We start from the raw sequence: 25,598 nt of genomic DNA on the forward strand, positions 1-25,598 counted from the left end.
TATACTTAAGCTGGATCTGGGCTAGTTTCTTTAATGAACCTATTCCCGCCTAAAGTAAAAAAACTACTACAAGGAGAGAATCACAATGTCAGAGCAACCCTTTACGCACCAACAACTGTTTCATCTCAAACTCGAAACCATCGAGCAAAGACTCATGGAATACTATCAGGAGACCCAAAATGGCACCATGACCATCAAACTACTACTTGCTTTACGTGTACGTTATCAACTTGGGGCAAAGGAGTTCGCTCTGGTATTGCAGGATTTAGTTCGTTACTTATTTATGAATACCAAAGCAACGAAAACCATGAAGCGTTTCTTTTGGTATTTTGCCGATTATTTTGAAACCAGTGAATTGCGGATATTGGGTTTAAAACTCGATCCTGTCCGCAATTTTCTTAAAGCTGCCAAGTCTTTTATCAAGATACAAATTGCCAAGCTGTTCCATATAGAAGCTGACACTGAAGCCACCTGAAAATGATACTTACAGTCTGTCTCACCTACGCAAATAAATGAATGAAAGGAAGAATAAAATGATCAGACTAGTTTCCACCTTCTTAACTAGTGAAGGCAAGAAGCACAATTTTTCTTTTAAAGATCCTGATACCGCGAAAAGTCCGGAAGAGATCAAAGAAACGCTGGCCTTATTAACCAGCTTGAACCTCTTTGAAAAAGACGGTGTGGGCTTATTTAGAGAACTCGTAAAAGCAAAATATGTCGAAACGATTGAAACGCCGATCTTCGAAGGCGATGAACTGTTTGGAGGACCTGCTCCAGAAGATAAACCTGAAGGAGGTGAAAAACCGGAGCAGCTGACAGCACTTCGCTGTACCTGGCAGGAAGCACCTAAAGTTCCAGAAGTATCCTTAGATTCAACAATCAGAAGTGAGGTACACGATACTCTGCGTGCTGTCTCTGAAAAGTGTGTGGCTGTGGAGGGCACTGCTACCAACTGTCCTTCTGTTGAATTGAAGGCCAGTTTAGAGAAAGAAACAACTGCTTCTTCTCCTGCTGGAAGTCCTTACGATGTAGTGAAGGAAATGATCCTGCGGAGAAAGCGGAGGAAAGCCAAAGAAAAAGAGCGTCAGAAGCGAAAAGATCCGCCTGACACCCCTTCTTGATTATCTGATCATTTACCAGCGTAGGTAGATAAACTTTGTCTGGGTCATGATCAAGCACTGAAAGGAGGTGATGAATATGCATCCTCTTGTGCAGTATATTTTAGCTCCAATTCTGGTTGGGGTGATTGTCGCTGTGGTTAATCACTGGCTAGACGATCATGATCCATGACGAAGCAATCAAAATTGACGCTTGCGAATCGGGCCCATTCGCAGGTTGTCTCCTGTGTCCATTGACAATTGAATATCGGCTTTGCTGCGCCTTCACGTCTAGCCATACATAACGAAAAGTAGATTGGTTCTTGTACAAAGAGTGGCATTTCGCAGAGTGCTTTTTCAACAAGATAAAACACTTTCGTCGTGTCACTACACGGTATGATAAATTGGCAAAGTCGTTTTTATCGTTTGTTTATGTGGCTGCCATCTTCCATTTGATTCAGTAACAAGTTTTCAGACCTGTCCTAGTGATCGTTTATAAAAAAGAAACCCTCTCCAGCATAAAATTCTGTTGGAGAGAGCGATTGTCTATAAAAAATTGGTTTATTACTTAGATTTCTTTCAGTTTACTTAACGTATTTTCAAGATTTTCTTTATGCCAGTTCTTTGATCCAAGGCTTAAAAAACTATCGTTTGCATAACTGCTGCTTATACGAAAATCCGCCAACTCTTTTTGCTGCGTTGTTAGTCGGATATCCCCTTCCTGAGAACGAATGGTGATTTTATAATCTAAACCTTTAGTCTCAACTTCAACTGATGAGATGGTAACTAATGGGATCTCTAATGTCACCTCTTTTTTTAGCAAACCAGTCATCTTACTAAATGGGATTAGTACTAATTCAGTCGCACAAATCTGTAAAACATAATACTCAAAATTGAAAAAATCAACAATTTTTGCACTTAAATTAGGTGCATCGTACTTCACCAAAATCGCTGTATTACTGACTGGTTGAAAACCTAACTCTTTCAAATTTTCTAAAATCTTGATTTCTTTAGCCATCATCATCTTCCTTTTCACATTTTTTATTACTATAACCAATAAAATGAAAAGAATGAGAATTATAAACTATTTAGTACTTTTTCTGTCCTATTCGGTTAATAAAGCTGTTTAAGCTCTTTTATCTTACTGCGAGAAACCAAACAGGTGCTGCCATTTTTTAGCAATACCGTGCGATGCCTTTTATCAATAGTTTGTATCTTTGATCGATTAACTAAATAAGATTGATGAGTTCGGATGAAATTGGGAGATAAACGTTTCTCAATTTGAGTCAAGTTCCCATGAAACTCAATATATTGATTAGAAGTGATTAATGCGACATTATGCTTTTTGTACGTAGTCTCAAAATAGTCAATTGTGTCTACTGGTATATGTAAGATACGCGCGGCACTCTCCACAGTAAATAGTTCTTTCACTTCAGATGACTCATTATTTAATAAACCTTGAATCGTTAACAGCGCCTTTCTGATACGATGCATCAATTGGGCCGGATCATCCTTTAAAATATAATCTAGTGCTTCCAATTGATAAGTAAAAGTTTCCGGTAATAATTCACTATGAGTAGTAACATAAATCAAAAATCCTCTAGAATCTAACTTTCGAATCTCTTTCCCTAATTCAAAGCCATTCATCGATTCTTTGGGAAATTCAATATCTAAAAAATAAATACCTTGAGTTCGTTGTTCTTTCAAACAACGAAGTAACTCTTCAGGAGATGTTGTCACCAATGCGATAGCAAAATCAAATTCTTCGATCATACTAACATTTCGAATATTCTTTTCTAGTTGTTTCAATATTTCCGACTGATCTTCACAAATATAAATTGGAACCACAGACGATCACTCCTTTTTGATCGTTAATGTTTGAATAAATTGATCATTTTGTGTATCTATATCATTTAAAATGTGGGGGTATTTCACCAATATCTTTCTAACATTTGCAAGTCCAAACCCACGATTTTTTCCTTTCGTTGAAAAATTCGGCTGCATCAACTCATGCAACAAAATCTTAAGTTCATTTGGATTTTTTATACGGATAACAACATATTTATCGTCTTGCATAACCACTATCGATATCTTCTTCATGGATTGGGTAAGATCAGCTACAGCTTCGATAGCATTATCCAAAAAGATACCCAAAATCCTTAACAGATCGCTAACATCCATTGGTAAATTTCTAAAGATATCCGATATCTCTAGCTGTATAGTAATTCCTTGTGACTCTGCTTTTGCTAGTTTGCTAATTAGTAATCCTTTAATCTCCGGGTTCTCAATAAGCAATAACTGATTCTGACATTTTAATTTTTCTTCTATTCGATGATCAAGTTGAAAAAATTTGTCTGTTAAAAATTTTTGAATTTCCTTAGTATTTCCTTCGCTCGCATGCATATAAATACCAGCAAGCATGTTTTTATAATCATGGTGAACGCTTTTGATTTCCTTTTGAACCTCTTCCATTTGTCTCAGATAATTTTGCTGTTGAATTAGCATAAGCTGGGTATTTTCCCATTTCTTTTTCTGGTCAATTGTGAGATTCCATAGTCCAAAAATAATTAATAGAATCAAATAGGCTAATGATAACAACCATGAATTAACCTGTCGATCATCATTGTTTAAAAAAAAGCGAAAATAGACAATTAGGTCACTAAAGTAAAATGAACCGGCAAATAGCAACATAAATGTGGGATAGTCTAGAATCCCTTTGACTGCCATTAACACCTGACTTCTTCGTGCCATATAACAAAAAAGAGTTGCCGCTCCTACTTGAACGAAAGATATCGGAATACTTACGAACAGAATCGCTAATCGAGGCAAACTTTGGATATATCCAAGAAAGAGACTTAGTAGTACATACTCGAAAACAGCTAAAATAGCAGCTGAAATTGTTTGAATCATTACATTCTGAGCATAATTTATCATTGGATAAAATGAACGGATCAATAAATAACCACTGATAAATTGCATAGCTAAAATAATACTGTATATTAAAAAGCCAACCTGATTTCGATCACTCAGGTCCAGCAGAGAAACTAAAAAAATTAGGAGAGAGAATAACAGACTGTTACAAAAGAAATGCCACTTATGTTTTTTCCAAAGAAACACTTGCCCTAAAAACATATTGGTTAGAAACAAAGAAAAAAAGTTAATTAGCATTAAGTTAAAGAAGTTTCCTAAAAAAATTATTTCAAGCTGCGCCATGCAGTCCCTCCCTAAAAATTAAGTCATTCCATTCAATACGCATTTATTAAGTATATAATATCTCATTAGTATTTCAAAGATTCAAATCGGTATACTTCCTTGTTCTATGACTATTGATGTACAAAAAAGTCTTTTATACTGAATCTAGGACGACTTATCCAAGATCAACAAACCGAACGTGTCTGAAAACTTGTTACTGAGTTAATTTAAAGAGGACAGCCACATAAACAAACGATAAAAACGACTTTGCCAATTTATCATACCGTGTAACGCCATTTAGTAGAGTGTTTTATCTTGTTGAAAAAGCACTCTATTAAATGGGGCTCTTTGTACAAGAACCAATCTACTTTCCACGGATTCTCGACATTTTCTGTTGAGAGGATTGTATAGGCGCCGCCTTGTGCAGAAATCCAGTCACGAATCGTTTCTGATCCGTAGGCTTTATCGCCCAAAATATGGGTTACTACAATTTTAAATTGGTCCAGCATTGGGATCATCGCAACAGCATCGTGAGTTTATCCAACAATCTGATCCCATTGCTCATCATTCAATTCATATCATCGTGGCTGTGTCATTAATTACCCTGCTTCAATCGTTTTTATCAGAGCTTACCCTATCTCTATTGAATTTTCAGACACACCCTAGTTCAAATAAACAATCGGTGTAAATTCAAAGAGAACCACTGCGTTTGTATCCAAGTGGAAGGAATAGGAAAAGGTATCGGTAATCTTGGTGTCAAAAACGCGCAAGCTTGGTTTATTTGTCTTGTGAATATAAGCTTCCGTTTCCTCGTCCAGCTCCTGGGCTTCTTGGAATTTTGAATAGGCATAAAAGAGAGCTCCATGATTTCGATCCAAAACCAATCGTTTTACTTGAAAGCGGCCGTTCAGCACCTGCCGAAGCTGTACACTGAGATCCAGTGATTGGCTGGCTAAAAACGCTTCTTCTGAAGACAGCTGCGGATCGAAATAGTTAGTATTCCATACTAGCAGCTGGTATTTTCTCCCCTGTTTGGTTAGAAGATGCTCTGGCCCTTCGGACAAAATGGTGCCGGTCACCCGCCGTGTCAGCTGTAAGCAGAAAAAGGACGGTCGGCGATGGCCGTGAAAGTGAAAAAGATCCAATCCGGAGCTGTCGGTCGAACCGAAATTCCGGTTCTGTTCATGGAGGTAGAAATCCAGCCAAAAGCCGTAGCCATCCACTAATTGATCCAGCTGCAGCAATTCCTGTACAATCAGCGCTCCACGAAAGAACAACCCATTGAAGTTGATTGTCGTACCCGTCAGAGTGTTCCATTCCATTAAATAAAGCGGCACATTCATTTTCGCTTCCTTCAGCAGTTGCAAAACAAATCGGGTTTTGGCTTGAACGTACTGGTGGTAAAAGGCGGTTTCTTCTGAAAAGTCGTGCTTTTGATGCAGCACAACATTCGGCTCCACCGTAAAGGTAACGAAATCAGCCTGACCGGCCATCTGCTTTAAAAATACTTGAGCCGTTTGCCGAACAGCCTCTTCTTCATAAGGATCAGGCAAAGGAAAACAAAAGCCTACTCGAAACTGTGCTGAGAAGCTTTGGATTTTTTTCCGCAGTGCGAAATAGTGGGCTTGTTCCTGTTCGCTATATTTGGCGCTCCACTCGAAATTAACCGACAGCAACGAAAAAATCTGCTGGCCAAATTTATTAATCATTCGCTGCATGACCTGCAGATAGATCAGAGGGCCGTATTTGTCATAGCGTTCTTTAGACAGCGTCAGCATCAGCTGCAAGTTGTTTTGACAAATGAACTCCATTGCCTGATCCAGCTCAGCAAAGGCTGGAAAAGAATTCAGCTTGGCCTGCTTGGCTAAGGTATAGCTAAGCGGCAGCTCAGGAAAAAGATGGAAGCAGCTGATAGAATCCAATGCATGAATCTGCTTTAATTCCAGCAGCTCTGCTTGAATATTCTGCTTAGCCAGATCAGTTAGATTGCCAATTTGAATGATCACCTTGGCAGCCGAGCGAGGTCTGATTTCTGAGACCTCCTGAATCAACAGCTCCTTTGTTTGCCGGAACAAATGAGTAGGTGCATGTTCCGACGGACTTTCCTGCAGCACACTGTACAGCAGCTGAATAATTTGTCCAGACGTCAGGTCCATCGCAGGATTCAACGCCATTCTTACAGGATGTTCCTCCAGATCGCCCTTGTTGCGGTAGGCAGTTGGAGTCATCGTGTATAATCGCTTAAATTGGTCGCGATAAACCTTTGCGCTTTTAAACCCGTTGTCCAGTGCAATTTGTTCGATACTTTTCTTGGAATGGGTCAAATCATCCATACTTTTGCGCAGCTGGATTTTTTTCAAATATTGAGACAAATACTCGCCGGTTTCTTCCTTAAAGAGCTTCGACAGAGTCGATTCAGCAAAAAAGAAATGATCCGCGATCTGCTTCACTGTGATTCCCTTAGTACAATTCTCAGCAATAAATTCAATAATTTCTTTTATTTGATGCTTGTCAGAATGAACGGTTCCTTGGTGCTTGCTAGTCATAAAATGCTGCACCAGCAACAACAAGATCATCTCTAATTTGATCGTTTCATAAATCGTGTGTTCCGCTTGGGTATTGAATTCATTGATACACAGTTCGGTCATCACAGCTTTCAATTCAGCGACTGCCTGCTGCTTTCCCTGCAGATTATGCTCAAAGGGACAAGCAAACAGACTGTTGAAGAAGGCCGGATACTGCGAGGCAAAATAAATCGAGTCAATCCGCAGAAGAAGCACAACATTGTCTTCCTCCGCAGACACAATTGAGAGCAAATGATGCAAATTGACACAATATATTGTGCCGGCATGCAGCTGAACCGGCTGTCCATCGTCTTCGATCATCATTTCCCCTTTTAACGGCATCAGCAGTGTAAAACAGTCAGCGAAATAATGATCCGCCGCTGCCAGTCGTTGATAACGGATAGAATAAGTTGTTTTGGTCTCCATAAGCCCTCCTATTTCACCTAGTTTATCATTTTATTGAAAATATTGTTCGTTTTACTATCCTTTTCTTTCTTAAATTGACAATTAAAAGAATAGTTTGAATAGTTGAAAAATACTCCCTTGTAAAACTAACGATATCTTCTAAAATTCAAAGTGATCAGAGAAAGGAGCAAGAACAATGACTCAACTAAAAGAAAAAATTTTCCAGCGGATTAATGAACGTAAGGATGAAATGATCCAGCTGCGACGCCATTTCCATCAATACCCAGAGCTCTCTTTCCACGAAACAAAAACAGCACAAACCATTGCTGAATTTTACCAAGGCAAGGATTGTGAGATCCATACTCAGGTTGGTGGCGGAAATGGAATTTGGGTAGACATCACAGGAGGCAAGCCAGGAAAGCACTTAGCCATTCGGGCCGATTTTGATGCCTTGCCTATTCAAGAAGAAACCAATCTTCCCTTTGCTTCAAAGATACCCGGTGTCATGCATGCTTGCGGCCACGATGGTCACACCGCCTACATGATGATTTTAGCCGATACGTTAATCGAATTTAAGGATGAACTGCCTGGCACCATCCGGATTCTTCACCAACCAGCAGAAGAAGTACCACCCGGTGGCGCACAAACCATGATTAAGGCCGGCTGTTTGGACGGTATTGACAACGTATTAGGCATTCACGTTATGAGTACGATGGATGTAGGCAAGGTCTTTTACCATGAAGGAGCGGTTCACACAGGTCGGGCCACCTTCTCAATTAAAATGCACGGTAAAGGCGGACACGGCTCAGCACCTCAAGATGCCAACGATGCGATTGTCGCTGCTGCTCAATTTGTTACTTCGGTTCAAACCATTGTCAGCCGACGGATTAGTCCGTTTGACAATGCTACCGTGACAATTGGTTCCTTTGATGGCAAAGGCTCTGCGAACGTCATTAAGGAAACCGTCGAATTGCAGGGAGACGTCCGCATGATGAATGAAAACTTACGTCCGGTGATCGAAAAAGAATTCAAGCAAATTCTCGATGGCATTTGCCAAGCCTTCAACATTACCTATGAGCTGAATTATTTAAACGATTATCCTGTCTGCATGAATGATCCAAAAATGACTCAATTGGTAAAAAATGCCGTAACTGAAGCGAAGATTCCGGAAGTAGAAGGCGTAGAAGATTCTGGGCCACAAACTGCTTCAGAAGATTTCTCTTATTACGCACTGGAACGACCAAGCTGCTTTTTCTTTGTCGGTGCTCATGAAAAAGGCACACCAATTTACCCTCACCACAATCCGAACTTTCAGATTGACGAAGACTGCTTGCCAATTGCTGCAAAATCAATGGCTAGTGCCGTTTTAGCCTATTTGTTTGAAGGAGTGGCGAAATGAGAACCGAAAGTGTGACTCAAGAAGGATCGTTTAGAGGAAACAATCGCTTATTAATCGGGATTGTTTTCAGTGTATTAACCTACTGGCTGTTCGCCCAATCGCTGTTGAACATGGCACCAGATGTCCAATCAGATTTGGGCATCTCCTCCGGTATCTTAAGCATCGGTGTTTCCATTACCGGATTAATCTCTGGTATTTTCATCGTCGTTGCCGGCGGATTCGCTGACAAATTCGGCCGAGTGAAGGTTACCTATTTAGGCATTTTATTAAATATTCTAGGCTCTTTAGCCCTCATTCTGACCGGCAATGCCGCTATGTTCTTAGTTGGCCGGGTACTGCAAGGCTTCTCTGCTGCCTGCATCATGCCAGCCACCATGGCTATCGTAAAATCCTACTACCATGGAAAAGATCGCCAACGCGCACTTAGCTATTGGTCCATCGGTTCTTGGGGCGGCTCAGGTCTCTGTTCATTCTTCGGAGGAGCAGTCGACAGCTCTCTAGGCTGGCGCTATGTCTTCGTGTTCTCGATTGTGATCTCGATCCTTAGCGCAATCCTGATGCTGGGAACCCCAGAATCCGTTTCAACCGATAACAAGAAGCAAGCCTTTGACAGTTTAGGTCTGGTTTTGTTTGTTATCTCGATGTTGTCATTGAATGTCGTAGTCTCAAAAGGAACCGAATTAGGCTGGGGAAATCCTATCACGCTTGGATTAATTGCCGTTGTATTGATAGGAACGTTCTTGTTTTATCGAATCGAACGCAGCCGAGACAACAGCTTTGTTGATTTCTCCTTATTTGAAAATAAAGGATATCTAGGTGCAACTATTTCCAATTTCTTACTGAACGCAGTTGCCGGAACCTTGATCATTATCAACTCCTACGTTCAACAAGGAAGAGGACTCTCAGCCGCCAAAACGGGCCTTTTATCCATTGGTTACCTGATCACTGTCCTAGTCACGATTCGGATCGGTGAAAAGCTGCTGCAAAACATCGGTGCCAAAAAACCAATGATTTGGGGAGCATTATTATCCGGCCTTGGTGTGTTGCTAATGTCTTTGACCTTTGTACAAGGCACTGCCTATTTAGTACTAGTCTTTATCGGCTATTCCTTCTTCGGAACCGGTCTAGGTATCTATGCCACCCCTTCTACTGATACCGCCATTTCCAGTGTGCCGCTGGAAAAAGCCGGCGTTGCCTCTGGAATTTACAAAATGGCCAGCTCTCTAGGCGGTGCCTTAGGCGTAGCAATTTCTTCTTCGATTTACAGCGGCCTTAGCCAAAGCGCAAGCTTCGCTGCTGGCGCAACCAGCGGTTTGTTTGTTAATATTCTATTTTGTCTGTTAGCGATTGTCTCAGTTGTAGTAATTATCCCAAGAAAGATGGAGGAAGCAAAATGATGAATAATGAAGAAAAAGTAAAAATTTTAGCTGATTTGGTTGCGATCCAATCCGTGAACGACCATGAAGTAACCGTAGCGGAATACTTAATTGACCTATTTAAGGCCCATTCAATTGAGGCCAAAATGATTAAATTAACCGACACCCGAGCAAACCTTGTGGCTGAAATCGGCCAAGGGGCACCAGTAATTGGTGTATCCGGTCATATGGATGTCGTCTCAGCCGGCGACAAATCCAACTGGGCCTCTGATCCTTTCCAATTAACCGAACGAGACGGCAACCTTTACGGCCGTGGATCAGCCGATATGAAATCCGGCTTAGCCGCTTTAGTTATTGCTATGATCGAAATTCATGAACAAAAGCTGTTGAAAAAAGGCACCATTCGCCTGATGGCAACAACTGGTGAAGAAGTCGGCGGCCAAGGTGCTTACCACTTCTACAAAGATGGTTTTATGAAAGACGTTGATGCCTTAGTAATTGCAGAACCATCCCAAGACACGATTATCTATTCTCACAAAGGCTCAATGGACGCACGCATTCAATCAAAAGGCAAAGCTGCCCACAGCTCAATGCCTCAGCTTGGTTACAACGCCATTGATCCATTGATCGAATTCGTTCACGAAGCCAACAACTTCTTCCGCACTACCGATAGAACCAATGCCATTATGGGCGATTTAGTCATGAACACCACCATCTTCCAAGGCGGTAATCAAGTCAATTCGATTCCCGAAGAAGCCGTGCTGGAAATGAACATCCGCACCATTCCAGAATTCGATAACGACGAAGTAGCCAAAGACCTTGAAAAGCTCGTGGCAGACCAAAACAAAACCGGAGCCAAGTTAACTTTGGACATCTACATGTCCTTGCCTAGTGTCTTAGCCGCAAAAGAATCAAAATTATCAGCACTCGCAGCCAAACTAGGCCAAGAACACTTGAACCAAGAAATCCAAACCGCCGCTTCACCCGGTGTAACTGATGCCTCAAACTTTTTAAGAGACAAGTCAGCGAACTTCCCATTCATCATGTTCGGTCCTGGTGAAACCAAGATGGCCCATCAGGTAGATGAATATGTGAATAAAGATGTGTATCTGAAGTTTATTGATTTGTATGTTGATTTGTTGACGGGGTATGTAGGGGAATAGGATAAGAGACACACGCTTCAGAGTGGGGATTCTGAGGCGTGTGTTTTTGATGTGGATGGATTTTTTAGTGGTGTGGTTAGTTTGGATTGAGGTAACGATCGTGTGATTCGAATAATGCTGGTTTGTATTCCATTGTTTTAGATTGGGATAAAAAACCGAAGGCGCAATCAACCTAGGAGTTTCTCATTTACATTCCATTGTTTTAGATTTGAACTTGTTTTTAGAAGCAATATGATAGCTCAAATTCATTATTAATCACTATGGGGATTTACATTTTATGAAGCATACTGTTTCATAATTTTATATAATACTGCTTAAAGTAAATATTTTAGAGCATAAAAATAAACCAAGGGTATTGTGTTTAAGAACTTAAATAAAGTATAGTGTAATAAGATTACAAAATATGCTTTTAGGAGTCATGCGTTAATATTGGAATTCTGTCTCTTCGTTGGTTAGTATTTTATAGCAGCAAAATTTTAATAAAATACTCAGCAGTACAAGTTTGGTCTGAATAACATATGTAAAATGATCGCAAATACATTTGTTGATGTTTCGTGTAATAAAGGAGAGAATCAAGTGAAAACACAAAGATCTAGTGTTCGTAAATTGGACCAACTTATAGATATTGAGAAACTGTATTATGAATATGAAGCAAGTAAAGCAATTCCTGATAATGGTAACATAAACCCAACAATTATTGATCATCTTAGAAAAGAGTTTATAACCCAGTCCAAACAACTAAAAAAAGAGAAATCCACGATTAGTGATATGTTAAATATTCTCTACAAAACCGACCCTTCTTTACAAGAAGAAATCGATAATAGGGATTTTCGACGAGAGGATAAATACTTAATATCAAAAAAAAATAATGTCCAAATAATTGATTCGATAGAAAAAGCAATAGAATCTCTAAGTAAAAATTCATTAACAAAGCTTGATGATCAAAATGATAGAAGCTATTATTTTAGAGGACATGAGGATGCCGATTACAGGTCAGTTCCGTCAATAATGAGAACTAAAGAATATTATATAAATGAGGATCAATTATATTACGAATTGCAGACTATAAGTCCAAAAAATTTCAGCCATTCGAAGAAACACTTAGAAATATTGACAGAGATGCAACATTTTAGCTTACCAACAAGATTGTTAGACATTTCATCAAACCCACTATCAGCATTGTTTTTTGCTACTAACAACACAGATCCAAATTCAGTGAATAAGGACGGAGAAATCATCGTTTTTTCTGCCCACAAAAAAGCAATTAAAAATTTTTCAAGCGATACAGTTGAAATTCAAAATTCCTTAGCATTTCTACCCTATGATTTAAAATCAGAAATTTATGCTTTAGCAAAGAAATTCAAAGATAAAAAACCTAAGTACGAGAGGATTATTGAATTTAACCAGTCCGACCACGTAAAGAAACTTATCCATGAAGCAAGAAAATCGGGACTCTATTTTTCAAATGTATTGGACCCAAGTGATCTATTTGAATTCATGATATGTCTCCCTTTAAAAAATAACGATCGGATAATGAATCAGTCAGGTGCTTTCATTAGCTATGGTTTTACATCTTCCGAAGCTTTTAAATCAGAAATTGAAAATGAGCATGATAGATATGAACGTCGATTGGATCAAAAATTTGGATTTAAAACCGAAAAACAACCGGTTCAGTTCATAATTCCTTATTCCAATAAAGAACATATTCGAAACCAGCTAGACGAGTTTGGAATCAATCAAGGAAATATTTATCCTGATATTGAAAAAAGAGCTGCTTATATAAAAGAAAAATATTTAAAATTGGATTCTTAATGAATAGCCCGTTAACCTTTACCAAATTAAGCTTGAATTATCTTTTTTGCATGTAGAATTGTAAGCCTAAGTGTACCTTAAGAATTCATTCGAATAATTATTGTAACGCAATTTACTTGTGGTGCATGTATCAATGAATGATTAGAATTTCGAGGCTACTAAATTAAAGGAGTATTTATATGAGAAGTATTGATTTAGAAGAAATGTCGACACTGCTATACTATGAACTTGTATCCAGATATAGAACTTATGACTGCATTAAAAAAAGAGAGAGCAAGGATTGCGCTGATATTTGGCTAAAGTCTCATAAGGATCACGAATTCATTAGTCATATTGGGTTTAGAAAGGTAACGAAAAATTGTAAGGACAATTTAAAAAAATTGAAAAAACTACCACACAATGGTTTTGATCACAGAATGACCGCTGATTATATTAGTGACGCGGCCAGAGATCTTATTGATCAATTTGGTGTAAATCATCGAATCAACTCAAAAACACCTTTTAGATATGAGCACATGGTACCAAAGAATGAATACATTCTAAAACCTCTGAAAGCTAAAGCTGCGAAAGGAACACTCACTAAAAAACATGTTAAGGATTTATTAGAAAAGTATTACTATGTAGCATGCATTACCATAGAGGAAGATAGTAAATTATCAAAAACATCAATGCCAAAAAAATGGGATAAGCAGGACATAAAGGCGAGATATACTACGGCAGGGATTGAGTTGAAGGAAAATACTATTGTGGAGGAACTTTTGAAAGAAGCTGAAGATAACATATAGCTTCAAGAAAGCAGAGGGATATTTCAGGCAATATTTACACTCTCTGTTTATCTGTATTTATACAATAAAAAACGATTTCTTCTCACCCGAAAAGAAATCGTTAACGACTATTTCAAACTCAAGTAGCTTAGGTTATGCTCAATGTATACAGCACTGAGAAGCCAATCTTTCGTCTTTTGAAAGGCAAACTTTAATTTTAAATATCGCGCGTTACCGTGCATCGGTTGTTCAACTGGTTACACTATTGAATAAATAAGCCTATCTAAAAATTGACGTAACTTTTTCTCCTCTTCACTCTCTGTTGTAGAAAAGCGTTCTAAAGGGATACCTATTTTCGATAAAATTTCATCCTTCAGCATATCTTTTTTTTGTTGTATTGGTCTTGAGTGATAAGTATGTCCGTCAACTTCTATTGCTCCTATCGGTTCATTGCCACTTTTGAAATAAAATAAAAAATCTAATCTCGCGCCATTTTTGACGTATTGATTTTCTTCTTGATTTAAAACACTAAAATCCTTACCTAATTTTTTTATTGAATATTCCGTAGCACATGCTATCGAATGATATTTTTCTTCTTTTAAGGTATTCACTATTAAATCCATCATAAGATTTTCCGAATCAAACTTTGAATGATTAACTTCATATTTTTTCCTTCTAGATTCTAGCTCTTCTTGAAAGTCTTTAGTTAGTAAATCAAAAATAGAGCGTACGCCACTTTTATACTCAAGAGAATAATCACCGTAATATCTAATATAGCGAATCAGACTGGCAATACAATTATTTCTCTTATTGAATTTTTCAACAGAACTGTTTAAAACAAATAACTCTTTAGCTCTTGAAACAGCAACATTGACGAGATTCTCATTTTCTACAAACTCAAAATTTCTTTTACTCCCCTTATTGTCCAAAACAGTTGAAAAGATGACCGCATCACAAGACCGTCCCTGATACTTATGAACAGTTTGCACATCAGCATTAGTAGTATTGTTTCGTTTATTTATTGTGTTTCGAGTTTTTTCTACTTGTCTTCTAAAAGGAGTAATTATCGCTGTTTTTTTCATTTTCGTAATCATAGGACAATTGTTTTTGAATTCTTCAGATAAGATGGAGTCAATCTCTCTTTGATTGAAAACCCTATTATCATAATCAAACTTCATATGATTCCCGTATGAAGTTTCAAGTAAGACAAGTGATTTTTCATTTCTTGCTTCTTTCATGATTATCAATTCCTCATTATAAAACTCTTTATTACAAAAATTTATTATCATAGGATTACACCGATAATGTTCTCTAAGTAAGGTGGAAGGTAGATCTTCTTTAAATACCTTTTCCATCGAGGATAAAATACTGTGTTCGAAATAATCATAGTCATTATTTGCAACCTCTATTTTTACATCTTCTCTTTTTATGCCAACAATATTAGGTAATTGCTTAGCATCTCCCACTATGACAATATTTTTTGCCACGCTTAACGGAAAAATACTAGGCATAATTCCCCCCATTGATGCTTCATCCATTATCACATAATCAAACTTTTCTCCTTTCTGAATGTTTGTACAAATTGCATCATTTGTACTTAAAGTAACCGGGAAATCACCTACAAATGATTTATGATCATGAAATAGCTTTTTTTTAGTGGCCCTTTCACCTTCAAAAGTATATCTTTGTGCTAAAACTGCTTGAAAAACTTCTATTGATAACTTTTCAACATCTTCCATTAATTGTTTATAGTTCCCAGATTCTAGTATTTTCTCTTTCTTAATTATTTCCAAACTTATTACTCTAATTTTCGTTTCGTAATAGTTATCCTCAAGCTTATCAATCAAAGCTTGGATTTTTTCCTCAGATTTGAACATCTTAAAATTATAGATTCCATATTTAAAAAAGGTTTCTATCTTTTTTCCAATAGAAGGATTGTTAAGCTCATTCATCGTCAAATCAGTAATTAGTTTTATTTGTCTATGTTCATCAAATTTTATTAGATTGATCCTTTTTAAATTAACCTCCTCAAGTAACTTACCTTTTAGTTCTTTATTAAAATATTGGTCAAAGTATTTTTTCTCTTGTTCCCATTCTCTTAGTTGATGCTTTAAAACACTTAGCTCATTTCTTACATCTAGATACTCTTTCAACGTTCGAACCTTTTCATCCAATTTTGTTTTCTTAGACAGAAGTTCTTCCCTATCAAGGCTCCAACTTGAAATTACTTCTGGAATGGCAGGTACATTATCAAAAAAGGAATTCCTTTTGTTTACATTGCCTACATTTGCAGCTATGAATGAAAAATTATACTCTTCAAGTTTTTCGAAAACATTATCTGTAGCAGAATTGTTCGGAGAGACGACTGCTACACTCTTATTGTGGATTACAGCATTTGCAATAATATTCAAAATCGTCTGAGTTTTTCCTGTTCCTGGAGGACCTTGGATCAAGGTAACTTGCTTCAAAAATGTTTGTTCAACTGCTTTGAATTGACTACTATTTATTCCAAATGGAAAACATAGAGATTCCAAACCATCTCTATCTAAATTATGTCTATTTAAATAGGCAAACAGTGCACTTGTTTCATCAAAAAAATCAATTTCTTTACAAATATTCTCATGAAAATACTTCTTATCATTTTCAGCTTCATAAGTACTCATCTCACCTACTTCATGTGCTACACTTATATAATATTCTCTAAATGCCCTCAGATTTTCCATACCAACACCCTTTATCCTAAATTTACGTTTAAAAACGACAGAAACTCAAATATTTACATCTTCACCTTTTTTGTTTAAACCCTCACAATTAATTACGGAAACCTATCAGCCCTATCGGAATAGGAATCTCTATAAGAATTCTAACGTAATTGCAAATTGCCATAACTATCATTATAACTGGATTCTACCTATAAAAATAAATATTATTCATAAACGGTACATATTTGATCATTATCATACCAAAATAAAAGACCAAATCTTATTTCGATTTGGCCTTGACGGTATAACTCTTAAAATTTTTATCTTAACTCATCCTCCAACGGAACTACTTTATCACCTAATATCTTTCGCCATTCACGCTTCTTCGCTTGGGCATATTTGAACGGCTTAACTGCAGGATGAACTGCTTTGTAACATTCGTAATCCTTGCTTTCGATGATAGTTCCAATATTTGTAATAGGACCGTCTCCGATCATGTATTGAATCGCCGAAGAATGCAGTTCGTCACGAACATCTTTATCATTTGCCGAGTAAGTAGTAAGTACCAACAGTCGGTCACAATTTTCGTTATGATAGCTTTAAAAACATTGCACTGATTATATCAAAATGATGGTTCCATAACTGACCGTTCAACATTTTTTGAACTTTGTTTCAAAGCATTCCCCTTTTAAGAAAATAGTCTTTACAAAGCTCCAACATTATACAGATACCAAAGTAAACGAATAGAAGGATATAGTATCCTGAATCCTTCTATAGTGACTTATTAATTTAGTTTTCAGACAATATTTTCTCATCAATAAGAAATATTTCTCCAAAAATACTCTCTAGACTGTTACGCTCTTTCTCCCCTAATTCACCAGACAAATAAATGACATATAATTTTTTTCGTGCCCTTGAGCAAGCAACGTAAAATAGATTTCTAACATCGTTAAACCTTTTCAGCTCATCACCTGTTAAAACTGAGGTTCCGTAATTATTGAAAAAATATTGAAAATAGTCACTTTTTTTAGCAAATTGGTTTTCAATAACCACTACTACATTATCAAATTCTAATCCTTTTGAACTATGCAGCGTATAATAGTTTGTACCACGTTCTTTTCCATCATCTTGAATATATTTGTACCAGCAGAAAAATTCTTCAATGTCCAATTCAAAAAAAGATGCCATACTATCTATATCTTTTTCAGGTTCATTTTCTTCATCTACATCTGCATCTGCATTACTAGTTGAGGTAAAATGAAAGTAGTCATAAGCCTGATTCTTTATTTGTTGCATGTAATCACCTGTAATATCAGTTGAGAAAACATTTTTCAAAATAGAATCAATCACCAGTGGGTTATCTATGTTTTCCTTTCGGCAAATCTTGATTTTGCAAAACTCTTCAATATAGTCACCTAGTTTTAAAGAGTTGATTGATTTGACTTTAGTAATTAACTGACTAAAAACACCATAAGTTATTGTTTGGGAATTATCTATGAAATTTGTGATCATCCTCACAGTAGATTGGTCATTTTTTACTTTCATTATAAAGTCGATAAAAGTATAGATTTCCCTTAAAAACCAGCCCATATTTTGCAGATTACTTGTTAAAAATTCTGAGCTAATATTATCATAGTTGCCTCCGTTAAACCTCGGGAAAGTTCTAATCGTGTTCCACAAATTGCTGAACTTTCTTTCCTTAGCAATGGCTTCATTTTTTAAAAGTAGACATGCGCAGTTATTATTTATCTTTTCCTTTACTACAAAATTAGAAAGGTCTAATTCAGATTTACAATGATAAAACTGATAATGACCATCGTCAAAATTTTTATAAATACTAACTTGACCAAAATCATCATTTCGAACTTTTTCAATGAGCTCAACAATTTGTGAAGCGGACCTCCGATTGTATATCTTTCTTATTGGAACAAAATCTTCATTATCATCTAGTTTTCCTATCCCGCTACTATAAATATTTTGCATGTGATCCCCAAAATATCCTATTAAAAAGTTTTTATGCCTTGCTTCTGAATAATTCAAAATATCATCGAAGATATCTATCACTTCTTTATGAGTATCTTGATATTCATCAACTAAAACATAGGGATATTTATCCGAAAATAGTCTTTTGAGTAGAATGTTGTTCGTAATAATAGAGAAAGCATAATCTAGTAATGTATCATGACTAATTACAAATCGACTAAGTTTATCTCTATTACGAGTTGGCTTATAGCGAATCTTAATCTTTTCTTTCGCAGATATCTTAGCTAATGCGATTTGAAGTTCCTCCCAATTAACTAATGATGTTACAACTTTCTTAAAGTTGGCGACATTACGAAGTATCTTTGCTGTTTCATGTTCGTTGATCATTCCGGTTTTCTCTATTTCTTTTTTAAAGTTGCTAGCAGATTCACTATAATACTTGTAAAATACATCGAGAAATTCTGGTTTTGAAACTTTTCGAATAAAATCCTCTTGATCTTCAAGTTGATTGTAGAAAGAAATATCTGATAAATCAGATTCTATTTTTTTTATTTCTTGCTCAATTTTCTTTTTATGTTCTTTGATTAATAAAGGTTGTTGATGACCAATAAAACTCCATAAAAAATCATGGATAGTTGACACTGCTACAAGCGTATTATTCCCTATTCTATCCAAAATTTCATTTTTGGCAGCATTTGTATAAGTTATACATAGAATTTTTTGGCTCACATTTACTAATATTTCAGTTTTATTCTCCAAAATGTATTCAATTGACTTCTGTAATGCATAGGTCTTACCAGCTCCAGCTCCAGCATCAAAATAGAAATTCTTGAAGTTCTCTATACATTCGTTTATTTGGTTTTGTATTTCTATTTCTTGCTGCTTAAATTCCTCATTAATTTTCTTGTCCATTAGTCACCTCCGAAAAGTTATCTCTAAGTTTTTGGAGACCCTTCTCAATATAATCAGGGGTTTTAATTTCAAAATCAAAATCAGAGTCAGAGTCAGAGTCAGAGTCAGAGTCAGAGTCTTTTATACTAAGAAAAATTAGTCCTGTTGAAAACTTAGATTTTTCATCTGATAATTTGATTTGGTACATATATGAATTTTTTGCTATATCGGAGTTCTCATCAATGTTATTGAAATATCTCGTTCTCGGATGAACGTGTTTTAAAAGATCGATTAATGATTTTTTATTTTGATAATCACCATTGTTATCCACACAATTTGTTAATACAACAGCTTCCTCAAAGCTTGTTGCAAAATTTCCATTTATTTTTCCTTGTGTAAATAATGAGATACCTTTGTAATCTATTTCTAGAAATTCATTCTCGTCAATATTATCTACAATAAATTGATTCATTTTCTTCATCTTATCTTTTTCATTATTTAAATCTGTCTTTTCAGATATGAATGTCCGTAGAGAGCCATTTGTAGTAATGTACCTCTCAGAGAGTCCTCTTTCACTTAAGTCACTTATTGGCTTAGGTAGTGTATCATTCTCGTCATCATCACTAATTTTAACGATCTTTTCTTCAGCGCTTCTCTTTAAATCCAGATCTGTGAAAATAATTGTTTTTATTTTGAGTAAATCCAATAAAGAGGTAAACTGATGTGCGTATGCTCCATCAATTCTATAAATCTTTATATGCTCTTTATTTAAGATCTCATCATTATCTACGAGGTACCTTATATAAGTTTCTTCAGACACACCTTCAACTAACACTACTGCATCTGCAAAGAAAATATCAGTAGCTTCTAGTCTTAGATATTTTTTTATATATTCAAAAACTCCTGAGGACATCTTCCCCTTTGATATTAATTCCTTATCTTTAATATTGTGCGTGACAATTGCATTGTTCTCATCATAGCCCAAATAAACAATATTATCTAAAGTGTTTCCAGAGTGAATTTTACTATTCAAGATAGCTGATGAGTGCGTAGTAATGATTATTTGGAATATATCTAATTTATCTTCACCTTTATTCCCTAAAAGTTTAGCTATCGCTTTGGAAATATTTTTAATAAATAATTCTTGCATTTGAGGATGCATAAATGACTCAGGTTCTTCGATACATAAAATATTAATTGCACCATTGATATCTTCTTTACCATACAATTCTATATAATCGACAATTTCCGAAATTATAACCATCAAGTTAGTGTAGCCCAATCCAAATTGGTTTTCTGGAATATAATTACCATCTTCTTGGTATTCATAAATAATACTGTGATTAAATATAGTTTGTAAGTTAATGTCCGGCTTCAAATTCATCTTCAAGTTTTTAGCTGATTCAATGCTTGTAATAGCATCTTGTAAAATTTTTGTTATCTTTTCGTCCACAGTATTCTTTACTTGGTAATTCAACTTATCGATAAAATCGTCTATATCCTCGGTTTTATGATTTTTGATGTATGCTGTAACAATTTTATTATATGCATTTGATAACGTTTTTCCGTCTTTAACAGTGTTAGCATCAATCGTTTTAACTTTTAGTAATGAGGATAATGAAAAATCTTTAGCTGGTTCACTATTTCCATCGGGATAAAAATTCAAAATGTAATATTTTCCACAAAAATGCTGCAGATAATTTCTAAAACGTTGTTCATCGTAATATTCAATGAACTGTTTGACTGAAGTGTGACTATCTTTCAATTCTCTCAATTTATTTAAAGATACCGTATCAGCCTCAACTAACACTGCCGGAAAGATTTCTTTGATTTCCGTTTCAGATAATTCTAGTTGTGACAATTTTATTGTCTTATCCTTGTTCAATTTCGATAGAGATTCTAAAAATTTGGTCTTATTATTGACTTCGTATCTTATACCTATATTTACATCTGCCACATCACATTTCTCTTTTTGTATGTTTTCTTCTAAAGCCTTTTCATTAATATCTCTCAAAATCAATATATCTTCGAATTTTCCAATTACATCATCTTTGTTATCAATACCTATTTCTAAATTGAACTCCAAAATTGGTAATTCTTCAGAGGCAATATTCTTAATGGTATCTGAACTCTTTAGAAAAATATTATCACGGTACCATCTACGTAAATAATTCAAATTAAAATCTGTACATTTGAAAACATCTAATGAGCCACATTTTTTATCCTTTAGACACTTCATTAAGGATAGAACTGTCGTTTTACCAGAATTATTTTTACCAACCATTAATGTAGAACTTTTTGATATATATTTTTCTGTGATCATCTCTTGTTCGAGACTTTCATTTCCCTCTGCAGTTGTTTCATTCTCCCAAGCATCATGGGCAAATTCAATTCTTTGTAAGGTGTCACCAAATTTCCTGTAATTTCTAACAGATAAACTTTTTAGATACATTTTTCTCCTTCTTTCTACAATATATAATAATTGTTTTGAATACTCTCAATTTCCCTCACCGATGAATCACCGTAAGCTAGTTATTTCACAAAAAAACTCAGATTTTTTATCAGTCTCTTTTGTACTTGCGTTAACCAAGTCATGGCCTCTAGCAAATACTAATTTAAAAATGTTTGTCTCTTCTTCAAAAAATTAAATTAGTAATGATAGACTTAGTACAAATTCGACTAGATGGATATCCTAAACTCTATTTTTGGGGTTTTGCAGCAGTTCATTATTATACTAAAAACAAAAAAATCCGATCATAAAATTTAACGACACATGAAGTTTTTAATCAATATAAAAAAATACACCTCAATTCATTATACTTATCTAATATAATAATAATGAGCAATCCATCACAAACGACCCTGAAACCATCATAATCTCCACCTTGCTGCAATCTCTCCAAAAATCCTCTATAATTGACTATATATACTAATTATAGAAAGAAGTTCATCATGAAAAAAACAATTGAAGTAGTCGGCGCAATCATCGTCGACAATGGAAAAATATTATGTGCCCAACGTGGGTCGGAAAAGTCTTTGGCTAATTTCTGGGAGTTCCCTGGAGGTAAGGTTGAAGCGGACGAAACACCGATCGAAGCACTAAAACGAGAATTAAGAGAAGAGTTATTGATCACTGTTACAGTTGAGGATAAGATGTTTGAGTCAACTAAATACGAATATGATTTTGGTATTGTTCATCTAACGACCTTCATCTGCCACCTTCAGGAAGGTCAGCCGAAACTAACTGAGCATGTAGCTATCAAGTGGTTACCAGTTGAAGCATTGGATTCATTGGAATGGGCTCCGGCCGATATTCCAACCGTTGAGAAGTTAAAAACTAATAAATTATAGAGGAGTTTCCCATGGATGTTTTAGAGCAGTCCCTTAAAAAGGCCTTTATGAACAAAGAGATTGAAGGCTCTCACTATGATCCAAAACTGATTATTAATCGTCCAAAAGAAAAAGAGTTTTTGCTAAATGTGTTGCAGGAAGAGATTGATACCTGTGAGGACTTTTTCTTCTCGGTAGCGTTTGTGACACAAGATGGATTGAATGCGTTGAAGTCTCATCTTTCTGATCTGGCTGATCGTGGGATTTCTGGTCGTTTGTTGACCTCGACTTATCTGGGTTTTAATCATCCGGATATGTTTAAAGCTCTTTTGGCTATTCCTAATCTGGAAGTTCGTATTTCAGCTAAATCCGGCTTCCATTCCAAAGGATATCTGTTCTCTCAGAAGGATTATCATTCGTTTATTATCGGCAGCTCGAATTTAACTATGAGTGCGTTGAAACTGAATTACGAGTGGAATATTCGATTGACTTCCTATGAGCATGGTGAAGTAATTCATCAAATTCAAAATCATTTGACCTCTGAGTGGGAGCAGGCGGAAGCTTTAACACCAGAATGGGTAACTGAGTATAGAGCAAATTATGAACCAGTTGTAAACAATCAGAAATTGGCGAATGCTGTTAATGTAGCTGAGGTTGCTTCTCAATATGTTATGGCTAATCGAATGCAAAAAGTGGCGTTGAAAAACTTAAAGGAACTACGAGAAACCGGAGCAAAGAAAGGATTAGTCATTTCTGCTACAGGCACCGGGAAAACTTATTTAGCGGCTTTCGATGTAGCAAATGTACAACCAAAGCGAATGCTATTCATTGTCCATCGCGAGCAGATTTTGAATAAAACCAAAGAATCCTTTGAAAAAGTCCTGGGAGAGCCTTCCGACCAATTCGGGATTCTCTCTGGTAGTCAAAAGGATACGGATGCGAAGTATTTGTTTGCGACCATTCAAACTATTTCTAAACCGGCTTATCAGGAATTATTTGAGCAGGATTATTTTGACTACATTTTGATCGATGAGGTCCACAAGGCTGGGGCTCAATCCTACCTGCAAACACTGAATTATTTTACACCTAAGTTCTTATTAGGAATGACTGCCACTCCTGAACGGACAGATAATTTCAATATTTTCGAGTTGTTTGACTACAATATTGCTTATGAAATTCGTCTGCAGGAAGCTTTGGAAGAGGATCTGCTATGCCCTTTCCATTATTTCGGTGTCACTGATTTTGAGAAAGAAGATGTAGTTATCTCAGAAACAACTGATTTGAAGTATTTAACCATGGATGATCGGGTGAAATTTTTGATTGAAAAGATTCATTACTACGGCTGTTCGGGAAATGATCCTAAGGGACTAGTGTTCTGCAGTCGTAAGGAAGAAGCTCGGGAATTATCCGAACGCTTCAATCAGCGTGAAATTCCTAGTACCTATCTAACCGGTGAACACTCGATTGATGAACGGGAAGCTCAGATTGAACGGTTGGAATCTGGTGAACTCAATTACATTTTCACTGTAGATATTTTTAACGAAGGAATCGATATTCCAAAAATTAATCAGGTGGTAATGCTACGGAATACTCAATCTAGTATTATTTTCGTTCAGCAGTTGGGGCGTGGTTTGCGAAAGGATGATTCCAAGGAATTTGTGACAATCATTGATTTTATCGGGAACTATAAGAATAACTATATGATTCCGATGGCTCTTTCTGGGGACATCACTCGGAATAAGGACAACCTTCGAAAAGATACCTTTGATACTAATTATATCAGTGGACTTTCGACGATTAACTTTGAAGAAGTGGCGAAGGAACGAATCTTCAAATCAATTGATGATGCAGCGCTGGATTCAATGAAAGAACTGAAACAAATCTACTCCTCCTTCAAGAATCGTTTGAATCGAATCCCTTACCTAACTGACTTCATGCAGCAGCAGGTACTTGATCCAATGTTGATTGCGAACAAGTTTGATTCATATTATACATTTTTAGCTAAGGTCAAAGACAATGAAGATACGTTAGCAGAGCAAGAGAATAAATTTTTAATGTTCCTATCTAGAGAGATTCTACCTGGCATTCGTCAGCATGAAATTATCCTACTTTCTAAGCTACTTAAAGAAAAATGTGGATTAACTTTTAAAGAAGTTAAGGACACATTCACAAAAAGTCAACTGCCTGATGATGATGAGACAATCCAATCTGTCCTAAGAACTCTTTCTCTAGAGTTTTACACAGGTGGACAAAAGAAAACTTATAGTGGTGCTGAACTTATTTCTGTGGATAATTCGCAACTGATTCAGTTATCCCCAGCTTTTCAACAGGCCCTACAAAAAGACTACTTTAGAAAACTTCTGGAAGACTTACTCACAGCTAGTTTCTATAAATCGGAGGATTTCGCAACTGATCAAGCTCTGACTCGCTATGCGAAGTATCGTCGCCGTGATGTGCTTAGGATGTTGAACTGGCATGAGCAGATGGTGGATCAAAATATTGGTGGCTATACTTATAAGGATGGGAAATTCATCATCTTTATCACCTTACAAAAAGGTGAAGATTTTAAAGGCGCCCAGATGGCTTATGAGGATGAACTGATTGATGAAGCCACTATGCGCTGGTTCACCAAATCACCTAGAACATTGGCTTCTCCTGAAGTAAAAGCCCTGCAGGATGCTAAAAGTTGGACCATCCACCTATTTGTGAAAAAGTCCGATGATGAGGGCAAGGAATTTTATTATCTTGGTGAAGCATCCCCTATTCAGGATACGATTAAGCAGCTTTCCAAGCCTACTCAAGAAGGTAAAGCGCAGAACGTTGTGGAGATGGATTTGCGATTGGCGGAGGCTGTGGATACGAAGTTGTTTAAGTATTTGACATAAAGCCAATTTTTTAAGCATGTACTACAAAATAATAT

At 36.3% G+C, this 25,598-nt stretch carries 19 protein-coding genes and 2 pseudogenes; 11 read left to right on the forward strand and 10 right to left on the reverse strand.

Features of this window, described 5'->3' with window-relative positions:
• The first annotated feature begins 85 nt into the window (after window positions 1–85).
• From IGI46_RS02770 to IGI46_RS02780, 3 genes are all read left to right on the forward strand, one after another.
• Window positions 86–475, forward strand: a complete 390-nt coding sequence (locus IGI46_RS02770) for a hypothetical protein (protein WP_429964786.1) — start codon at window positions 86–88, stop codon at window positions 473–475.
• Window positions 476–533: 58 nt separating this feature from the next.
• Window positions 534–1,121, forward strand: a complete 588-nt coding sequence (locus tag IGI46_RS02775) for a DUF2922 domain-containing protein (RefSeq protein WP_429972803.1) — start codon at window positions 534–536, stop codon at window positions 1,119–1,121.
• A gap of 76 nt (window positions 1,122–1,197) precedes the next feature.
• Entirely contained in the window at window positions 1,198–1,290 is a 93-nt protein-coding gene (locus IGI46_RS02780) for a type I toxin-antitoxin system Fst family toxin (protein WP_207701418.1), read from the forward strand.
• On the opposite strand, the gene IGI46_RS02785 is transcribed toward IGI46_RS02780, so the two are convergent.
• Window positions 1,259–1,396 carry a hypothetical protein gene (locus IGI46_RS02785; protein WP_429973980.1) on the reverse strand — a complete coding sequence of 46 codons (138 nt, stop codon included), beginning with the start codon at window positions 1,394–1,396 and terminating at the stop codon, window positions 1,259–1,261. The genes IGI46_RS02780 and IGI46_RS02785 overlap by 32 nt on opposite strands.
• Window positions 1,397–1,411: 15 nt before the next feature.
• Between IGI46_RS02785 and IGI46_RS02790 the strand changes: the two are divergent.
• Window positions 1,412–1,561: pseudogene (locus IGI46_RS02790) on the forward strand (IS5-like element ISSoc13 family transposase); the annotation flags it as partial.
• A 104-nt stretch (window positions 1,562–1,665) separates the two neighbouring features.
• Here the strand turns inward: IGI46_RS02790 and IGI46_RS02795 are convergent.
• The 5 genes and pseudogenes from IGI46_RS02795 to IGI46_RS02815 form a co-directional block, all read right to left on the reverse strand.
• Window positions 1,666–2,115, reverse strand: a complete 450-nt coding sequence (locus IGI46_RS02795; RefSeq protein ID WP_429972804.1) for a hypothetical protein — start codon at window positions 2,113–2,115, stop codon at window positions 1,666–1,668.
• Between the two features lie 95 nt (window positions 2,116–2,210).
• Window positions 2,211–2,945, reverse strand: a complete 735-nt coding sequence (locus tag IGI46_RS02800; RefSeq protein WP_429972805.1) for a LytR/AlgR family response regulator transcription factor — start codon at window positions 2,943–2,945, stop codon at window positions 2,211–2,213.
• 6 nt (window positions 2,946–2,951) lie between these two features.
• Window positions 2,952–4,076, reverse strand: a complete 1,125-nt coding sequence (locus tag IGI46_RS02805; RefSeq protein ID WP_429972806.1) for a sensor histidine kinase — start codon at window positions 4,074–4,076, stop codon at window positions 2,952–2,954.
• 491 nt (window positions 4,077–4,567) lie between these two features.
• Window positions 4,568–4,813, reverse strand: a pseudogene (locus IGI46_RS02810) (hypothetical protein); the annotation flags it as partial.
• Window positions 4,814–4,951: 138 nt separating this feature from the next.
• Window positions 4,952–7,279, reverse strand: coding sequence for a helix-turn-helix domain-containing protein (locus IGI46_RS02815; RefSeq protein WP_429972807.1), 2,328 nt, complete (start codon window positions 7,277–7,279; stop codon window positions 4,952–4,954).
• A gap of 175 nt (window positions 7,280–7,454) precedes the next feature.
• Between IGI46_RS02815 and IGI46_RS02820 the strand changes: the two genes are divergently transcribed.
• From IGI46_RS02820 to IGI46_RS02840, 5 genes are all read left to right on the forward strand, one after another.
• Window positions 7,455–8,657: a M20 family metallopeptidase gene (locus IGI46_RS02820; RefSeq protein WP_429972808.1), complete on the forward strand. Its 1,203-nt coding sequence runs from the start codon at window positions 7,455–7,457 to the stop codon at window positions 8,655–8,657.
• Entirely contained in the window at window positions 8,654–10,054 is a 1,401-nt protein-coding gene (locus IGI46_RS02825) for an MFS transporter (RefSeq protein WP_207700628.1), read from the forward strand. Before IGI46_RS02820 ends, IGI46_RS02825 begins: the two co-directional genes overlap by 4 nt.
• On the forward strand, window positions 10,051–11,196 hold the full coding sequence (locus IGI46_RS02830) for an ArgE/DapE family deacylase (RefSeq protein ID WP_429972809.1): 1,146 nt from the start codon (window positions 10,051–10,053) through the stop codon (window positions 11,194–11,196). The genes IGI46_RS02825 and IGI46_RS02830 overlap by 4 nt, the downstream gene beginning before the upstream one ends.
• A 576-nt stretch (window positions 11,197–11,772) precedes the next feature.
• Window positions 11,773–13,008: an FRG domain-containing protein gene (locus IGI46_RS02835; protein ID WP_429972810.1), complete on the forward strand. Its 1,236-nt coding sequence runs from the start codon at window positions 11,773–11,775 to the stop codon at window positions 13,006–13,008.
• Window positions 13,009–13,187: 179 nt separating this feature from the next.
• Window positions 13,188–13,793 (forward strand): hypothetical protein, encoded by a 606-nt coding sequence (locus IGI46_RS02840; protein WP_429972811.1) that lies wholly within the window; start codon window positions 13,188–13,190, stop codon window positions 13,791–13,793.
• A gap of 236 nt (window positions 13,794–14,029) precedes the next feature.
• Here IGI46_RS02840 and IGI46_RS02845 read toward each other — a convergent pair whose 3' ends face one another.
• The 4 genes from IGI46_RS02845 to IGI46_RS02860 all read right to left on the reverse strand — a co-directional run bounded on the left by IGI46_RS02845 (window position 14,030) and on the right by IGI46_RS02860 (window position 21,800).
• Window positions 14,030–16,495, reverse strand: a complete 2,466-nt coding sequence (locus IGI46_RS02845) for an AAA domain-containing protein (protein ID WP_429972812.1) — start codon at window positions 16,493–16,495, stop codon at window positions 14,030–14,032.
• Window positions 16,496–16,794: 299 nt separating this feature from the next.
• A complete protein-coding gene (locus IGI46_RS02850; RefSeq protein WP_429972813.1) occupies window positions 16,795–17,043 on the reverse strand; it encodes a type I restriction endonuclease subunit S in 249 nt (82 codons plus the stop codon).
• Between the two features lie 220 nt (window positions 17,044–17,263).
• Window positions 17,264–19,369: a UvrD-helicase domain-containing protein gene (locus tag IGI46_RS02855; RefSeq protein ID WP_429972814.1), complete on the reverse strand. Its 2,106-nt coding sequence runs from the start codon at window positions 19,367–19,369 to the stop codon at window positions 17,264–17,266.
• Window positions 19,353–21,800, reverse strand: coding sequence for an ATP-dependent nuclease (locus tag IGI46_RS02860; RefSeq protein WP_429972815.1), 2,448 nt, complete (start codon window positions 21,798–21,800; stop codon window positions 19,353–19,355). Before IGI46_RS02860 ends, IGI46_RS02855 begins: the two co-directional genes overlap by 17 nt.
• Before the next feature lie 500 nt (window positions 21,801–22,300).
• Between IGI46_RS02860 and IGI46_RS02865 the strand changes: the two genes are divergently transcribed.
• Together IGI46_RS02865 and IGI46_RS02870 are read left to right on the forward strand one after the other, a co-directional pair.
• Window positions 22,301–22,699: a (deoxy)nucleoside triphosphate pyrophosphohydrolase gene (locus IGI46_RS02865; protein ID WP_429972816.1), complete on the forward strand. Its 399-nt coding sequence runs from the start codon at window positions 22,301–22,303 to the stop codon at window positions 22,697–22,699.
• A gap of 11 nt (window positions 22,700–22,710) precedes the next feature.
• The gene (locus tag IGI46_RS02870; protein WP_429972817.1) at window positions 22,711–25,563 is read left to right on the forward strand and encodes a DUF3427 domain-containing protein; all 2,853 of its coding nucleotides are present in this window, start codon (window positions 22,711–22,713) and stop codon (window positions 25,561–25,563) included.
• The last annotated feature ends 35 nt before the right edge of the window (window positions 25,564–25,598 follow it).

It is taken from the genome of Enterococcus sp. AZ163 (assembly GCF_050498925.1).
Lineage (GTDB): Bacteria > Bacillota > Bacilli > Lactobacillales > Enterococcaceae > Enterococcus_A > Enterococcus_A ferrettii.